The 17173-nt window shown below is 35.8% G+C and carries 17 protein-coding genes; 4 read left to right on the forward strand and 13 right to left on the reverse strand.

Going from position 1 to position 17173, the window contains the following annotated elements:
- The first annotated feature begins 2 nt into the window (after window positions 1-2).
- The 3 genes from AC2A07_RS17525 (at window position 3) to pth (ending at window position 3432) form a co-directional block, all read left to right on the forward strand.
- Complete coding sequence (locus AC2A07_RS17525; protein ID WP_484051450.1) at window positions 3-1649, forward strand: RagB/SusD family nutrient uptake outer membrane protein; 1647 nt, start codon at window positions 3-5, stop codon at window positions 1647-1649.
- Window positions 1650-1848: 199 nt separating this feature from the next.
- Window positions 1849-2781: a hypothetical protein gene (locus tag AC2A07_RS17530; protein WP_484051451.1), complete on the forward strand. Its 933-nt coding sequence runs from the start codon at window positions 1849-1851 to the stop codon at window positions 2779-2781.
- Between the two features lie 87 nt (window positions 2782-2868).
- Complete coding sequence (gene pth / locus AC2A07_RS17535) at window positions 2869-3432, forward strand: aminoacyl-tRNA hydrolase (RefSeq protein ID WP_484051452.1); 564 nt, start codon at window positions 2869-2871, stop codon at window positions 3430-3432.
- 75 nt (window positions 3433-3507) lie between these two features.
- On the opposite strand, the gene AC2A07_RS17540 is transcribed toward pth, so the two are convergent.
- From AC2A07_RS17540 to AC2A07_RS17580, 9 genes are all read right to left on the reverse strand, one after another.
- Complete coding sequence (locus AC2A07_RS17540; RefSeq protein WP_484051453.1) at window positions 3508-5103, reverse strand: SulP family inorganic anion transporter; 1596 nt, start codon at window positions 5101-5103, stop codon at window positions 3508-3510.
- A 120-nt stretch (window positions 5104-5223) separates the two neighbouring features.
- Window positions 5224-5526: a hypothetical protein gene (locus AC2A07_RS17545; RefSeq protein ID WP_484051454.1), complete on the reverse strand. Its 303-nt coding sequence runs from the start codon at window positions 5524-5526 to the stop codon at window positions 5224-5226.
- Window positions 5527-5551: 25 nt separating this feature from the next.
- Window positions 5552-6217 (reverse strand): carbonic anhydrase, encoded by a 666-nt coding sequence (locus AC2A07_RS17550; protein WP_484051455.1) that lies wholly within the window; start codon window positions 6215-6217, stop codon window positions 5552-5554.
- A gap of 151 nt (window positions 6218-6368) precedes the next feature.
- The gene (locus tag AC2A07_RS17555) at window positions 6369-6929 is read right to left on the reverse strand and encodes a serine O-acetyltransferase (RefSeq protein ID WP_484051456.1); all 561 of its coding nucleotides are present in this window, start codon (window positions 6927-6929) and stop codon (window positions 6369-6371) included.
- Between the two features lie 49 nt (window positions 6930-6978).
- Window positions 6979-8130 carry a glycosyltransferase gene (locus AC2A07_RS17560; RefSeq protein ID WP_484051457.1) on the reverse strand — a complete coding sequence of 384 codons (1152 nt, stop codon included), beginning with the start codon at window positions 8128-8130 and terminating at the stop codon, window positions 6979-6981.
- Window positions 8130-8696: an acyltransferase gene (locus AC2A07_RS17565; RefSeq protein ID WP_314493701.1), complete on the reverse strand. Its 567-nt coding sequence runs from the start codon at window positions 8694-8696 to the stop codon at window positions 8130-8132. The genes AC2A07_RS17560 and AC2A07_RS17565 overlap by 1 nt, the downstream gene beginning before the upstream one ends.
- 3 nt (window positions 8697-8699) lie before the next feature.
- Window positions 8700-9857, reverse strand: a complete 1158-nt coding sequence (locus AC2A07_RS17570; protein ID WP_314493699.1) for a glycosyltransferase — start codon at window positions 9855-9857, stop codon at window positions 8700-8702.
- The gene (locus AC2A07_RS17575) at window positions 9858-10697 is read right to left on the reverse strand and encodes a glycosyltransferase family 2 protein (RefSeq protein WP_484051458.1); all 840 of its coding nucleotides are present in this window, start codon (window positions 10695-10697) and stop codon (window positions 9858-9860) included.
- The gene (locus AC2A07_RS17580; RefSeq protein WP_484051459.1) at window positions 10694-11242 is read right to left on the reverse strand and encodes an acyltransferase; all 549 of its coding nucleotides are present in this window, start codon (window positions 11240-11242) and stop codon (window positions 10694-10696) included. Before AC2A07_RS17580 ends, AC2A07_RS17575 begins: the two co-directional genes overlap by 4 nt.
- Window positions 11243-11607: 365 nt before the next feature.
- On the opposite strand from AC2A07_RS17580, the gene AC2A07_RS17585 reads away from it, so the two are divergent.
- Entirely contained in the window at window positions 11608-12507 is a 900-nt protein-coding gene (locus tag AC2A07_RS17585) for a glycosyltransferase family 2 protein (protein ID WP_484051460.1), read from the forward strand.
- Here the strand turns inward: AC2A07_RS17585 and AC2A07_RS17590 are convergent.
- From AC2A07_RS17590 to asnB, 4 genes are read right to left on the reverse strand one after another with little or no spacing between them, the layout of a single operon-like run.
- Complete coding sequence (locus tag AC2A07_RS17590) at window positions 12488-13429, reverse strand: glycosyltransferase family 2 protein (protein ID WP_484051461.1); 942 nt, start codon at window positions 13427-13429, stop codon at window positions 12488-12490. The two genes, AC2A07_RS17585 and AC2A07_RS17590, sit on opposite strands and share 20 nt — an antisense overlap.
- Window positions 13430-13433: 4 nt before the next feature.
- Window positions 13434-14441 carry an acyltransferase family protein gene (locus AC2A07_RS17595; RefSeq protein ID WP_484051462.1) on the reverse strand — a complete coding sequence of 336 codons (1008 nt, stop codon included), beginning with the start codon at window positions 14439-14441 and terminating at the stop codon, window positions 13434-13436.
- The gene (locus AC2A07_RS17600; RefSeq protein ID WP_484051463.1) at window positions 14428-15375 is read right to left on the reverse strand and encodes a glycosyltransferase family 2 protein; all 948 of its coding nucleotides are present in this window, start codon (window positions 15373-15375) and stop codon (window positions 14428-14430) included. The genes AC2A07_RS17595 and AC2A07_RS17600 overlap by 14 nt, the downstream gene beginning before the upstream one ends.
- Entirely contained in the window at window positions 15375-17171 is a 1797-nt protein-coding gene (gene asnB, locus AC2A07_RS17605; RefSeq protein WP_484051464.1) for an asparagine synthase (glutamine-hydrolyzing), read from the reverse strand. Before asnB ends, AC2A07_RS17600 begins: the two co-directional genes overlap by 1 nt.
- Window positions 17172-17173: the final 2 nt, after the last annotated feature.

The raw sequence follows: 17173 nt of genomic DNA on the forward strand, positions 1-17173 counted from the left end.
TCATGAAAAAAATAGTATTAGTATTAGGACTTGCAGGGATATTATTACATTCCTGTAACGATTTTATAGAGGAAGAAAGCTTATCGTATGTTTCAGCAGATGAAACCTATAAAACAGCCTCAGGATTTCAGTTACTGGTCAATACAAATTATGCGTGGCTGAAAGGTATTTATGGCGGAGATCCCTGGCTTTTTGTATCAGGTACAGATATGTATGCTGAAGGCAGGACACCAGAACCTGCAGGGTTAAGTCAGTATAAGCAGCTTATTCCTGCTGCAGAAGGAGTGGATCAACTCTATAATTCCTGTTATCAGCTTATTCAATCGGTAAATAAAACGGTTTACTATTCAACAGTTACAGAACAGAATTCAAATGTGCAGGTTTTAGTAGGAGAGGCGAAATTTCTCAGAGCTAATGCTTATTTTCTATTGGTTCAGACGTATGGTGGAGTTCCGATCGTTACTGAAAATTTTACTACTCCCGTTTTGCAGTTTAACAGAAATACAGCGCAGGAAGTGTATGCTTTTATCATCAGTGATCTTGAAGCGTCACTTGCGGCAGTAGGAACGACAGCATATTCCTCCAGTGGAAGAGTCAATAAAAAGGCAGTTAATGATCTGCTTGCAAAAGTTTATTTAACCAGAGGTTATGAATCTTTCGGTTCTCCTGCAGATTTTGCGGCAGCAGCAGTTCATGCCGATGCTGCCATAGCAGGTCAGGCTCTGACGGTGGCACCTTCTCAACTTTTCTATCCGGGAAATGATCTGAATGCGGAGACAATTTTCTCTGTACAGTATGATTTAAAATCGACAACTACTTCTCCTTCAACATTGGGAAACAAACAGTTTTATTACTTTAGTTCCTATTTAGGAGGTGCCGAAACTCAGGGCTCTGCTCCGCTGAGAAGTTATAATCTATGTCCTACAAAATATGCTTTAGAATTATTTAAGCAGGGAGATTTGAGATGGGAATCAACTTTTATGAATGTCGTTTATGAAAAATATTATGATTTTTTCCGGGTTGCAGATAAGACCAATCTGAAAATAAAACATTTTTATGAGCCACTATGGTATACTGCAGCAGATAAATCAGCCTGGATGACTGCCAATGCCTCAAAATTGGCTGCGGGATTTGTTTATCATGACAAAGGGACGTATGATGCGGCGTATACATTGGTCAAAAACCTAGATTATCAGACAATTCCTGTGAAAAAATTTGACGATCCCGCTTTAACGACTCCTTCAAGTACAGGACCTGTAAGTACAAGAGATATTATTGTTTCAAGACTGGCAGATACTTATCTTATCGCTGCAGAAGCGTATCTTAAGGCGGGAAATCCGGTTACGGGTCTCGCAAGGTTAAACGTTGTCAGAAACAGAGCGGGCGTTCCGAATGCAGATTTAGCTGAATTTAACATAAATTATATATTGGATGAAAGAGGTAGGGAGATGCTGGGTGAGTATAACCGCTGGTTTGATCTGAAGCGGACAGGTACGTTGGTGGCAAGAACAGTGCTTTATAATTATAAGATCACCAGCGCCGGAAATTTCAGTGGAAATAACGGAACCCAGAAAATCTTGAGACCGATTCCACAAACGGTGATTGATTTAAATCAGAATAAGAATTTTCCTCAAAATCCAGCATATTAGATTACCTGGCTGATGGGATGATCATATCGTCCCATCAGCTTTTAAAATTAAAAAGCTGTATGATAATATTTCAGGATTAATCAGGAATCGATATTTGAATACTAATTTTTTTACGGTTATTTTACGAGAATGTGAAGTAAAACACAATTTTTATTTAAAAAAAAATTATATTTGTGGAATTATAAATAATCTTTCTGAAATGAAACAACTTTTCTACTTTATTTTACTTGTCGCAGGCATCTCGTCTGTTCATTCATGTAAAGATCTGACTGATGAAGAAGGTAATCCTTTGGTAGACCTAAATCAAACAAGTGGTTTTAACGGTCCGAGAGCCTTATTCAGAGAAGTTACCGATGCTGCAACTATCGCAGAATATCAATATAACGGATTACTTTTGTCTAAAGTTATTGCAGGGAAAAACTCTGTGATCAATGTTATGTGGAGTGGCGATAAGATCAGCCAGATTACTTTTAACGGCCACTTGGATCTTGATAATAACGGAACAATTGATGATGACAGTATTGTTTATTCACAATTATTCACATATGGTAATTTAGGAAGATTAACAATTGTTTCTGAAAACAGATCAACTTACAAAAGAACACCTGCAGTACCACCCACTACACCTGCAGGCCCATACCTTCTCAGTGAAAGAACAAAATCACTTTATGATCTGTCATACAGCTCTACAACAGGTAAATTTGATATGATCAATATGAGAACCGGTGTAGAAGTATCCGGGGTTCCTTTTGTGTATCAAGATTACAGCAAAACGTGGTACACTTATTTAGGTGATAATGTTTCAAAAGCTGAAAGACATTATGGTGAAATTAATGCTGGTGTCAATGGTCCTGTAACTGAAAAATACAGTTATGAATTTCTTAACTATGATTCTCAGATCAGCCCTTTTACATTACTGCCTTTTGCATATAAAGTATCGAGACTTATCTCAGAGCCTTCAGGTGATGCTGAATCATTTATTCTATCTCCGAACAGTCCGAAGAGAATATCCATCACAGACTTAATGGATATTATCCCAAGTCCGGTGATTTTGTCAACAGCATACAGATATGATGCTCAGACTTATATGACCCAGGGATTCAGTGTAAATTATATTTACAAGCCTTTGTAATATTTTATTTTAAAAATAAAAAAGCTCAATCCTCCACAGGATTGAGCTTTTTGTTTAATATCTCTTAATTTTACAAAAAATTTCTCAATGAAATATTTAATTGTCGGGCTGGGCAACAAAGGTCCGGAATATGAAAATACACGTCACAATATAGGTTTTAAGATCGCCGACAAAATAGCGGAAATTCTTGAGACCTCTTTTAATACCTCTAACTTTGGCTGGATGGCTCAAGGAAAATATAAAGGAAGAAAAGTTTTGATACTGAAACCTGACACCTATATGAATTTATCAGGAAATGCAGTGAAGTTCTGGATGCAGAAAGAAAATATTCCTTTGGAAAATGTGATGATTGTTACCGATGATCTGGCCCTTCCTTTTGGGACTTTAAGAATGAAAATGAAGGGTTCTGATGCAGGACATAACGGTCTCAAAAGTATTCATGAAAGTTTAAAGACCCAAAATTACGGAAGACTTCGCTTTGGGATCTCTGCTGAGTTTTCTGAAGGTAAGCAGGTGGATTATGTTTTGGGAACATGGAGCGGAGAAGAATCAGAAAAGTTAGAAGAGAGAATTGAAAAGTTTTCTAAAGCATGCCTGTCCTTTGTATTTGCCGGAATAGGGAATACCATGTCGGCATTCAATGGTAAATAATCACAAAAATATATTTACAAAATTTTATAAAGACAGATTACCCACCAAACTTGGATAGGTAATCTGTCCATATACTTACATCGCTCTCGTATGTGTGATAATGATATGAGACTCTTCATCAGTCTCATAATCTCTGTATGAAGTTTTAAAACCCATAAGTTCTACATTGATGTCTTCTTCTTTTGCCCTGATATTGGCAAAATCCTGAATCATTTCCAGTACATCGGTGGCAATATACGAGGTTCCTGTTGCATCAATAGTTACTGTTGAATTTGCCTTAATGTTTTTCAATGTTTTCTTTATGGCTGCTTTATTGAGAAAAGAAACTTCTTCAGCTAATCTGATAGTAATCCCGTCAGCATTATCCAGTCTCTCCTTGCTTAGATAATAGGCACGCTTCATGTTTCCCTGGAGAATGTAAAATACTGAAATAGCAAGACCGATTCCCACGCCCTTCAGAAGATCAGTGGCAACAATTGCGACAACTGTAGCAACAAATGGGATAAACTGAAATTTTCCCAAGTGCCAGAAATGTAAAAATGTCGCCGGTTTTGCCAGCTTGTATCCTACTAAAATTAATACTGCTGCCAATGTAGCTAATGGAATCAGATTTAATAAAAAAGGGATAGAGAGTACACAGACCAACAGCAAAACACCATGAATCATCGTAGAAAATTTAGAAGTTGCTCCGGCATTAGCATTAGCAGAACTTCTTACCACCACGGAAGTCATAGGAAGTCCTCCAATCAGTGAACTTACCAGATTTCCGATTCCCTGAGCTTTCAGTTCAAGGTTCGTATCGGTTATTCTTCTCTGTACATCCAACCGGTCTGAAGCTTCAATACAAAGCAGGGTTTCAATCGATGCAACAATTGCAATAGTCGCTCCCGCTATCCAGACTTTTATATTGGTGAATCCATTAAAGTCAGGCATCACAATCAGATTTTTGAAATCTGAAATACTTTGAGGGACAGGAAGAGAAACCAGATGAGTCGTGCTAATTGCGAAAGAACTACCAGTCATTTTGAAAAGTTCATTCAGTAAAATACCTGCTGCTACCGCCACCAGAGCACCTGGAAGCATTTTCTTTCTTTTTAAAAATGGAATTTTATCCCAAGCTAAGAGAAGTGCAACAGAAACCAACGTTACAGTAATGGCACCAGGATGAACTGCTTCCAGTAATTCGTTAAAATACCCGAAATTCAATCCATTATCAAAAATAGACTCATGCCCTTCATAATCCTTATCGAATCCCAATGCATGAGGAATCTGTTTCAGAATAATGATAATTCCTATTGCGGCAAGCATTCCTTCAATCACGTTATTCGGGAAATAATTGGAAATACTTCCTGCTCTTATAAATCCTAAAATAAGCTGGATAAAACCTGCAATAATCCCGGCACAAAGAAAAAGCTGAAATGCCCCAAGATCTGTGATAGCTGTTAAAACAATTGCTGTCAGCCCTGCAGCTGGCCCCGATACAGATACATTCGAATTGCTGATTGCTCCTATCAATATCCCTCCGACAATACCGGATATTATACCTGATAAAGGAGGTGCGCCTGACGCTAATGCAATACCTAAACAGAGCGGAAGCGCAACTAAAAATACAACGAGGCCTGACGGGAAATTCTCCTGAATTCCTCCAAAGAAAGATTTTGATTTTTTCATGAATAACGAAAAAGAAGATGCAGGGTGATTGGTTACAATCAAACATACAAAATTGGGAATAATTTTAAAACACAAAATATTCAACATCATTACGATTATGAATATTTTATAGATATAAAATTAAGCTTCTGGCGGAGGTGAAAATACAGTAAGAAAAGGTGGAAGGTGAAAAGTGTCATCTACCACTAAAAAAGATCTGCCTTCCAGATCAGGCTCAAAAAACTTCAGATGATCATAAACATTTAAAGTTTTTGGAAGTGTTTTTTCGTAAACTGAAAATAGGGATGAATAATGGGAATGAGTTTCTTCTTCGTTGACTATTACATTTGTTCTCATGATATCCCAGTCAGCAATAGCAGCAATGCTGGGCAATGCTGTAAAGTTGAGGACGATCATTAAAGTAATAATACTCCAGAATTTCATTATTCAAAAATTTACCACGGTTTGGTTATTTTCTTCTGCTCATGATCCATGAATCTTCACTGAGATTATAAATCTTCTGGATGTCTTTCAACACTTTTTCAAAATCGATTTCAAGATCAATGATTTTACCGGTTCTTAGATCATAAACCCATCCATGTACAATAGGATATTCTTCAAGGATATACCTTTCCTGTACACAAGCCATTTTGATGACATTAATGCACTGTTCAAGAACATTCAGCTCTACAAGTTTGTCATAACGCTTGTCTTCATCTTCGATAGCATCCAATTCAGTCTGGTGAATTCTGTAAACGTCGCGGATGTTTCTCAGCCATGGATTTAAAATTCCGAGATCCTGAGGAGTCATTGCTGCCTTTACACCGCCGCAATTGTAATGTCCACATACCACAATGTGCTTTACTTTTAAATGCTGTACCGCATATTCAATTACTGCTGTAGCACTCATGTCCAAAGCATTCACTACATTGGCAATGTTTCTGTGAACGAATACCTCTCCCGGTTTAGCTCCCATAAGCTCTTCTGCTGTAGCCCTACTGTCTGAACATCCGATATAAAGATATTCAGGAGTCTGAGTTTTGGCAAGTTCTTCGAAAAAATTCGGATTATCACCGATTTTAGACTCTACCCATTTTCTGTTGTTTTCGAAAATAACTTCGTACGAATTTGTCATAAATTAAAATTTTAAGTTTGTAATTATTGTTTCGTTTAATATTATTTTTAAATTCAATAGATTGTATCAATAATCATACAAAAATATATCTTTTTGTTACTTTATCATCATTTTTAACATTATTTAATATAAAAATTAGGATAATATCCAATTATTCTACCCTGTTATTGATATATCCGTCTGTAGCATTTCCCGTTGGATATATTTTAGCTTTATTGCCTGCAACAATAGAATTGTCCGGCACATCGGTATTTACATAGGAATTCGGTGCAATCAAAACATTATTTCCGATAGTGACACTGCCAACAATGACAGCATTGGGACCTATCCATACATTGTCACCGATAACAGGAAATCCTTCATTTTTGCCACGGTTCTGTTGTCCTATGGTCACGCCTTGTGCTATGTTGCAATTTTTCCCGATTACAGCTTTAGGGTTTACCACCAGGCTTCCCCAGTGTCCTAAATACAATCCTTCTCCAATCTGAGTTTCCGGATAAATCTGAAAACCATATTTAATCTGAAAATGTCTAAGAACAATTTTCCAATAAAATCCTAACAGAGGGGTTTTATCAAATTTTTGAGCCTTTCTGAGAAGATATATAAAATGAAGGTTAGGATTGATACATTTCAGTAAAATCTGAATAGGGGAAAGCCATTCTCCGCTTTCTCTGTAAAAATCTTTTTGTATGATTGAATAATTCTTGGGCATGCAGCAAATTTAAGGATTCTCTTTTATTTTTATTCAGATTAAATTTTAATTATAATTCATCTAAAACAGATACTATTCTCGCCACAGAATGATCAAGATTAAACGGCATTGTATAATGTTGAAGTTTCTCTGTGAAGACGGTAAAATATTCAGGATCTGTCAGGCCTTTTTTCATTCCCTGATAAATTCCTTCTTCCGAATTTTCTATAATTAAACCCAGCTCTCCGTTATTCAGCATTTCATTGACTCCCGAAACTTCCGTTGCTATGATTTTCTTTTTTAATGTAATAGCCTCAAACAGAACAGTAGGGAAGCCCTCATACCTTGAGCTTAAAATATAAAAATCAGCATTCTTAAAGTAAGGATAAGGATTGTCTGTGAAACCCAGCATTGTTGCGGTTTCGTCAACTCCAAGTTCTGTCTTCAGATGTTTGATGTTTTCAAAATCATAACCGTCCCCTATGATTAAAATCTTATGTCTTAAACCTTCATCAAGCAGTTTTTTGTGGACTTTTAAAAGTCGGTCAAAACCTTTCTGAGGAAAAACAGTTCCAACAGAAATGAATGTCGGGATTTTTTCATCAAACGTATAACTGATAACCGGCTGCTGAGACTTAGCTAAGATTTCTGTTGTATCCAAAGGATTATAAATCTTGATGATTTTCTGTCTTTCAGTTTCATTTCTTGCTAAATCATAAAAAAGCTTTTCTATTTTCTTCGAAATTACCATAATAGAATCAAACCCAAAAAATTTCTGGATTTCTTCATCAGTATATTCTTTTACCTGAGAAAGATCGTTGTGGATCCAAATAATTTTTTTTGAGGAGTGATTGGTTGAATGCAGTATTTCGTCTCTCATCCCATGGATTGCTGCAAACTCAATGTCGTATTTTTTATCTTTAAGTATCAACGTATAAAGAAGATCAGGAAATTCCTTTAAAACTCCCTGGAAAATCACTCTCGCTGCTTTCTCAGGAATATCCTGAAGGCGGTTGGTGGTGATCATTTCTCCCTTATTCAGGTAAATGACATTGATCCAATCCGGTACTTCACTCAGGTATTTACCGGAATATAAATTTAAAAGTAAGTCAATTTCGTATTTGTCTTCGGGAAGATTTTTCAGAAAAGTCACCAGTACTTTTTCAGCTCCGCCATGACGCAGAGATCCTATCCGGATAAGTATTTTCTTCTTTTCGGCCATTATTTTCTTACAGGTTTATAAGTTTTGGGAAGATGTACTTTAATATATGCATCGAGTTTGGTCCGGGATGCTTCAAGTTCTCTTGGGTACATTACATTGTTTTTCAGTAATTTGTCGCCATATTCTTCGATGGTACAGATGAATTTAGCAGGCACTCCTGCAAATACACTTCCCTTGGGCATTGATGTTGTCAAAATCGATCCTGCTCCCAAAACACAGTTGTCCTGCATTTCTATACCAGGCATGATAATCGTGTCGGCTCCTATAAGACATTGTTTACCTATTTTAATTCTCCCAAAGGTTCTTACATCTTTATATTTTTCAAAAAAGTGTAAGGCATTCTGCCCACCGTCGTGATTAACGAATCTGATGTTATTTGAGAACGTAGTTTCATCACCGATTTCAATAAGAAATGGTTCTGTGCCAAATTCAGGAACTTCGACAAAGCGTACATTTTTACCTACTTTTAATCCTTTGGCAATGCATACCTTCAGATAAATTCTCTGAATCATATACTGATAAGAAGTATGCATCTTGAGAATTATACGGTATAATAATAACAGCATATTCTAATTTTCTACTAAGTTAGTAATGATATGTTCAACAGCATCAAAAATCTTCTGATTGTCAAACTGCTTTTCAATATCTGTCAGATTTTGTTTAATATGAGAAACGAGGTTAGGCTCTGTAAGGAATTTTTTCATGGCTTGATATATTTCTTCAGTATCATACTGAATAAGATAACCCGTTTTTCCATCCTCTATCATATCCCCTACATCTCCTACATTCGTTGCAATGATTGGTTTCTGAAGAATGAGTGCCTCTGCAATCACTAATGGCCATGCCTCAGACTCTGAAGGTAAAATAAAATAATCAGCTTTTTTAATGTACGGATAGGGATTCATTTGATTTCCATATAAAAAGAAGGTATTCTTTACATCATTCTGCTCAATCTGATGGGTGAGGTTCTCCATCTCTTCGCCACCACCGATCACAATTACGGAATGCCGGAAACCTTCATCCGTAAGTTTTTTATGGGCATCAATTAATTTATGGAACCCTTTTCTCGTGTGAAGCCTTCCGATAGAGATAAATACAGGACCTTCAGGAAACTGTTTAGTCTTTTCTTCAGCTTTTCTCTTAATTTCATCAATAGGAATAGCGTTGATAACAACGTCCTCAGCAGGATACTTTAAATCAGGATAATAATGATGCATCATATTTTTAATTTTCTGCGAACAGTAAATGATATGATCAAACCTTGGAAAACTGTCTAAAATATTGGGAACGGCAGGCTGAAGTTTAGGAACATTAATTTCTGAGTGAAACCAGCCTATTTTTTTTGAATTTTTATTCGAAGAATTTAATACTGCAGAAAAAATAGCAAAAGAAGGAGCAATTTCCACATCATATTTTTCTTTAAGTATAAGATCTGCAACCTTTGGATTCTTTTCGGCCTTCCAGAGTTTTATTCTTCTTTTAAAAAGCTGGAATTTTTTAATGATTTCATTTTTAGAAAAACTTTCTTTACCTTCCGCAATGTAAACTTTCCGTACATGATCAGGGAATTCATCACGGAGTTCTCCCTGATTCATATTCAGACAAACCGTCATTTCAAATTTTTCTCTGTTGAGATTGTTGAGCAGGCTGAGAACTACTTTTTCCACACCTCCCATTTCCATGGAACGATGCCTGAAGAGTATTTTTATTTTTTTTTGGTCTGACATTTAGCTGAAGATTTTTTGTAGAATAATAACAATCTTTTTTTTGATTCTGAAAAGGATTGAATTCTGATAATTAATCAGGTCAAATATTTGCTGAGCGTTATCATAACAGTCAGGGATTTTTTTTCCGTTAATGCTTCTGAGATTCCGACGCTTCATGGTATTGAATATAACCTGTGCAAAATAATCATGTGATTTTTTTCTGTTATCATTTTGAGAAATTCCGCCTGAATGCGTTCTGTACAGGTAATTGATGTCGTTGATAAAATATACTTTTCCTTTTTCGTATATTTTTAAATACAGATCCTGATCCTCTGCGATCTTAAGGTCGCTGTTCATTCCTTCAGTAGTCTCATAAATATCTTTTCGAAAAGCGACGAAATGGGCAATCTGAATCGGATAATTGAAAAAAAAAGGATCTTTGTTGATTACCTGCATAGCAGATTTGAACGGAAATAAAGGGTTAAGCTTATCGTCACATTTCATGAATTTTGAATAGACCAGTACGGCATCTTTTTTACGTCTGAAAACCTTTACGCAATTTTCGATTGCCGATGGCAGAATTGCATCATCCGGATCTACAAATCCGCATATATCTCCTTCTGCAAGATCGATCAGTTTCTTTTTCGTAATTCCTACACCTGAGTTTTTCTCATTTTCATAATAGGTAAACCTGTGATCTCCTGCAATAACTGACTGTATTGTTTTTTTTTCTGATTCGGATGATCCGTCGTCCAGAATTACAGCGTTCCAGTTTTCGTAAACTTGCCCGGTTAAAGAATCATAGCAGTCTTTAAAATATAATGAATTATTATAGTGCGCTATAAGAACAGTAAATTTCATCTGACAGCGGATTTTACTGTTAACTGCTGCTGATTAATTACAGTCGTGTTTTCAGGGATATCTTTATACAGTGTGCATCCTGCTCCTATAATACAGTTGTCACCCACTGTCACTCCTTTTAAAACTGTCACGTTGCTTCCAAGCCAGCAGTTTTTGCCAATTTTTATGGGAGCTGTATTAAATTCAGAATGGTGAATTTTAAATTCCGGGCTGTCAGTGTGAGAATGGTTGTGATCATACAGTTTTACATTTTCGCCAAACAAAGTATTCTCTCCGATTGATATTGATTCCAGACAATTGACTGAGCAGAAGTTATTCATGAAAACATGGTCTCCAATTTCTAAGTTCGCACGATTCCCAACAAGTATATGAATATAATTTCTCAGACTGACCGATTTCCCGATTATCATTCTGTTTAAGTCGGGAGAAAGTATGAAATGATCGTTTATTCCCAGTCTGATATTTCCTAAAGATACCTGAGGGTGCTTCTTAAGTAATGAGAGCTGCTGTTTTCTCTGAATTTTTTCAAAAATAGTATGAAGCATAGACCGGATTTAATTTTATTCATATTTGTAATACAAAGATAATTATTTGAATCATACCATAAAAAAATCTTTTCTGATCTAAAGTCACTAAGTAAGATGTGATAAAATATTTTTGAATCAATTACCCAATGCAGGTTAAACAACAGATTCCGATAATAAACCAGATTGCGTTTTATACAAAGTTACTGTCTTGAACCGTCATGATATTGTTTAAATAAGGCTTCTGATATTTATAGATATTAAAATCAGATAAAAAGTTTTATTTTTGCCTTTGTTAAAACACAATGAGTGAAACAGCAATGCTTTTCGAAGAGGCCTGATGGATTTTCACTGACCGTACCGCTAATTTTATAAGAACGATTAAAATGCAAAAACCATTAGTAAGTGTCTGTACATTGACATACAATCAGCAGAATTTTATCAGACAAACCGTTGAAAGTCTTTTAATGCAGGAAACCTCATTTGAATACGAAGTTGTCATCTCAGACGATGGTTCCACAGATGATACCGTGAAAATCATACGTGATCTTATCAAGAATCATGAAAATGGACATAGAATAAAACTTCTTGCTCACGAAAATATGGGCGTTCTCCCGAATTATATTTATACATTTTCTCAATGCAGCGGAAAATATATTGCTTTCTGTGAAGGAGATGATTACTGGACAGATCCTAAAAAATTACAGGTTCAGGCTAAGTTTTTAGAAGAAAACAGCGATTATTCCATATGCTTTCACCAGGTAGACAGGATCCAAGACGGGAAAATAATCGGACAGGCACCCAAAGAAAAAGAGGAAGCGACCTATACCATTACAGATCTTGTTAAAGGATCTATGATGTATACTCCATCCGTAATGATGAGAGCGGAACACATGAATCTGCCGAAATGGTATGCTGAAGCTCCTCTCTTTGATTATCCTCTGCAAATGATGGTTGCTAAAAAAGGGAAAATAAAATATATTCCACTAAACATGGCTGACTACAGAGTTGGAACAGGAATATGGACGACCGATAAAGGCGGAGCCCAAATGAGAAAATTAGAAAAGCTGATGTCTTTACTTCAGCGGGAGTTTGCAGATGATGATGAAATGTATTCTGTTCTGACAAAAAGAAGAGATGAGTATCTATTCATTATAACGGAACATGAATTTTATATTAAACTGTACAATCAGACTACTGATTTCTCTAAAATCAGCTTTTCCACGACCTTAAAACTGGTTCTCAATAAGCTGAAATCAAAACTTTTCAGAAAAGATACTCCCTGAAATTAATATTATAAATTCCTGAACGGATACTTGGATAATCTGTTATAAGATATTTTGAGATCATGGCCCATTTTTTTAATGTAGGAGCAAGAGCAATTTCATAACTCCTTTCCATCCTCCCGATATGTATTTTTACATCATCAGAAATCGTATTTTCGCTTTGTGCCCATTGGTTGACCGCTCTCCAAAGCAGAACTTTTGTTGTCGCGGGCTTTATTTTTTTTGCATCGACTGCCGTGATTCGGTTGTTCTCATGAACACCCCGTACAGCAATAGCTTTATCCAGAATTCCAGGATAAAGATCAAGATAATAGGAAAGCCTGAATAAAAACTCGGTATCCTGATGAAGTCTTAGGTGAGCTTTAAAATGGGAATTCAATTTTTTGATCAGACTTTCTTTTCTGACTGTTAGGCAGTTGAGCGTAAAAAGTCCAAAACTACCCTTCATATTAAGCTGTCCTGGAAATACTTCCTTTGGCTCATGTTTTTCATACACAGTAGTTAAACGGTCTCCGAAAATTTTATAATACTCTTTCTTTGCTTTCTCTGAATAATAGTGAACACCCATTGCCCCGTAGATACCGTCAACTTTAGGGTCTCTGAATAATTCTTTCTCTGCATCAAAACGGTTGGGAAGATAATAATCATCTGCATCCAGAAACGCTATGAAATCTCCGGAAGCTTGGGCTATACCAAGATTTCGTGTTTCTCCGGCCCCGTGATTTTCTTTGTCAGCATGTCGGTAAAGCTTTACTCTTTTATATTTTAATGCCAGATTTTCACATACTTCCAATGCATTGTCAGGAGATTTATCTTCAATCAAAATTATTTCAAATACCTCATCAAACTGAAGAGCTGATTCTACTGCCTGGGTAACATATTTTTCGGCATTATATACAGGGATGATTACAGAAATTTTCATCAGGTTATGCATTTTTTAGCTTTTCTTTTAAGTATTGCGTTATTTTTTTCTCTACAAAATAATAAAAAAATGAAGCAATAACGATTACAAATATTATTTTGAGTAGAAAATAGGGTAGCTTCAGGATCTCATAATTTATTTTTATTTTCTTAAAAATAACATCTGCAAATGGATGTGAGAGGTATAATGAATAAGATATGTTCCCAATAAAAACAAAAAACCTGTTAGCTTTTATGCGTAGTGAAAAGTCAAATAAAAGAAATGAAAATACAAACAGTGAGATGATCGCCAGAGATAAGAACTGATTTTTTAAAGGGAGTATCTGGAGAAACATGAATGTAAAAAGAACAATACCTGCCCATGATATCAATTTTGCATTTCTAACAGAAATCGTCTTATTCTTCAAAATTAAAGCAAATATAATCCCGGTTATAAAGTAAAGGTTGAGGATGCTGGTTACCATATGCATCACTGCATTGTCAAATTTAAATAATAGACCTGCAATATAGGTTGCCATGAAAAATATGATGATGAAAAAATATCTATAGGATTTAAATAAAACCGAGACGCCGAAGATGAGGTAAAAAAACATTTCAAAATTAAGAGACCACCCGAGATATAAAATGGGGAACATCTCCTTCTGCGGTAAAAACAGTAAAGAATGGATAAGTCTTGAAAAAAGTTCTCCTTTGAAATACAGGAGTATATTTCCACCGATTAGAATCCATAAAAATGTAAGCAGATAATATAACGGAATAATGCGGATGATTCTTTTTTTGTAAAACAGGATACTATTTTTGAAGGTTTTTCCTTGCTCAAAATTTAGTTTTTGCGTGGTAAAAGTCATGATGAAACCGCTGATGACAAAAAATACAGGAACACCAACACCACCCTGACTGAATAATAATTCACCCAAATTCAGTTTTGAAAAATTAAGATCCTCACGAAAATGAAAACAGCAAACGAGTAATGCTGAAATCCCTCTTAATATCTGTAGATTATTGAGCTGCATTGTTCGTGTAGGTAAATCTGTATTTTGTTTTTAAAATTCGGGGATTCGAAAATACAGCAAACAGTAAACTTGTTATTTTCTGCATCCCCTTTTTATTTGCCAGTTCAAAAGCCTGCTTCTGTAATAAAAGATATTCTTTGGCATCAGCGGACAGTTCTACTGTTTCTGACCAGTGATAAAGAGAATTCCAAAGTAAAAACTGACGCTCATTATATTGTGAAGAGTATTTTATAATTTTCGTAATCCTGTTGTTATCATGAATACCTCTTACAGCAACAGCTCGGTCAATAATTCCGGATTTTAAATGACAGTGATAAGCAAGTTTAATAATAAAATCAGAATCCTGATGAACGCGTAGATCCCCATTGAAACTAAGATTATTGTCCGTAACTGCAGATTTTCGAACTGTTAATGCATTCAGGTGAAAAAACGTGCCGAAAACCTTCGGTGTCAAGCCTAACAGGCCTCTGAAAATCTCTTCCCCTTCTGCTGAATAATTGACTGTGGTAAGACTGGCATTGTTAAATTTGATTTCATATTCCTGCTTTCCCTTCTCTGATAAATATTCTACACCTATCGCACCGAAAACTCCATCGATTTTGTGGTCTTGAAAAAGTTGTTTCTCTGCATCAAAGCGGTTCGGAAGATAAAAGTCATCGGAATCCAGAAATGCAATGTATTTAGAACGAGCCATATCAATACCTAAATTTCTTGTTGCACCAGCACCATGATTTTCTTTGTCAGGATGCTGATATACTAATATTTTAGGGTTTTTAGAAGCCAATTTTCGACAAATTTCCAGAGAATTATCTGTAGATTTATCTTCAATCAGGATAATTTCTTTTACTTCTTCATGCTGCAAAGCTGAATCTACAGCTTTTTCCAAAAATTCAGAAGCGTTATATACCGGTATAATTACAGAGATTTCCAGCATTACAATACAGATTTATTATTATATGCCCAGAGTGCCAGTTGCAGGAGATTCCAATGTTTGTTATCTTTTTTCAGAAACTTTTGTGCAGCATTAAAATCGATAATACTAAATAGTTTCTGGTCTTTATCTCTGAGTAGGTCATCAGAAAGCCTGATCATACTTTTTTCTTCAAACCAGGTTTCTGCACTCATTCCAAAACCCTGTTTATCTCGGTTTCTGATGGTTTCTGTCCAATAAGAATTCATCGATTCCCGGAGAATGATCTTATCATTTTCCTTTTCAATTTTCAACTGTTCCGGAAGCTGGATACAGAATTCTGCAAAATCGATATCCAGAAAAGGAGTTCTTACTTCCAGAGAATTGGCCATCGCCATACGGTCTGATTTTACCATCATATTTCCGGGTACAAATTTTTCAAGATCTGTTCTCATAATGTCATTCAGTGAATCAGGATCAGGGGTAAAACTGTATGGTTGCTGATAATCAGCTGATACACCTAGTTGGGTTCTCTCCGTTTTGTTAAATGAATTTCTGACAAAATTCTGATGAAAATCTAAAATAGTATCATGCTCCAGATTTTTCTTTGAGTAAAAAGAAACCGGTCTTAATTTCTGATACATGCGGAGACCAAATTTGGCAATAATATTATGATAGCTGAAATGATTTCTTAATTGATATTCTCCTTTGTAAAAATGATAACCCCCGAATAATTCGTCGCCTGCATCTCCGGACAGTACTACGGTAAGGTTTTCCCGTGCAGCTTTGCAGATTTCATAATGAGGAATAAAAGAACGGTCTGCAAACGGCTCATCCAGATAAGGGGTTACCTTTAATAGGGAAGTAGCGAGATCTTTCTTTTTTTCATGGATTTCAATATGATTTGTCCTGTATTTTTCAGCAATCTCCCTGGCATATTTCAGTTCGCTGTCAGTATGATCATATCCGAAACTTATGGTAGTCTGCTTAGGTGAAAATTCGGAAACCAAAGCCACGATTGATGAAGAGTCTAATCCTCCGCTTAAAAAACTTCCGACTTCCACATCAGCGATCAGTTGTTTCTGAACTGCATTTTTTAAAAGATATACAAATTCCTCTTTAGCATCAGATAAGCTGAGAACATTGTCTTTTTCAGGAATACTGTAATATCTTGATATGAAGGCTTTTCCTTCCTTCCAGATAAGCTGATGAGCGGGAGGGAGTGTGTAGATATTTTTATAGATACTATGGTAAGTACTTACGTATCCATATTGGAGATAATGAGAAAGTGCTTCATGATTCACTTTGGGTTGAATCAATCCTGATGCTAAAATAGCTTTGATCTCGGATGCAAAAATAAATTCGTTTTTTTCTCCTATTGCATAATAAAAAGGTTTTTCTCCAAAACGGTCCCTTGCACAGAAAAGTTCCTGTTTTTTGTCATCCCACAGGGCAAACGCAAACATTCCGGGAAGATCATGAATCAGCTTTTCATCTTTTTTGTGGTACATTGCCAGAATGACTTCTGTGTCCGAATTTCCATGATAAGAATAGTCGGAATATTGGTTTTTCAATTTCTGATAACCATAAATTTCTCCATTTAAAACGATACATTCATTTTTTGTTGAAGAAAACATGGGCTGTTTTCCATTTTCTGAAAGATCAATAATAGAGAGCCTGCGATGACCCAATGCTGCATTTTCATAAAATTCGAAATCTGAAGAATCCGGTCCACGATGCGCAATGGCATCCGTCATTTTTTTGAGTTCTTCAGCATGATTTCCTGCATTACGGGTTATAATCCCTGCAATTCCACACATAA

This window comes from Chryseobacterium sp. HNCC26DJ238 (assembly GCF_057180465.1).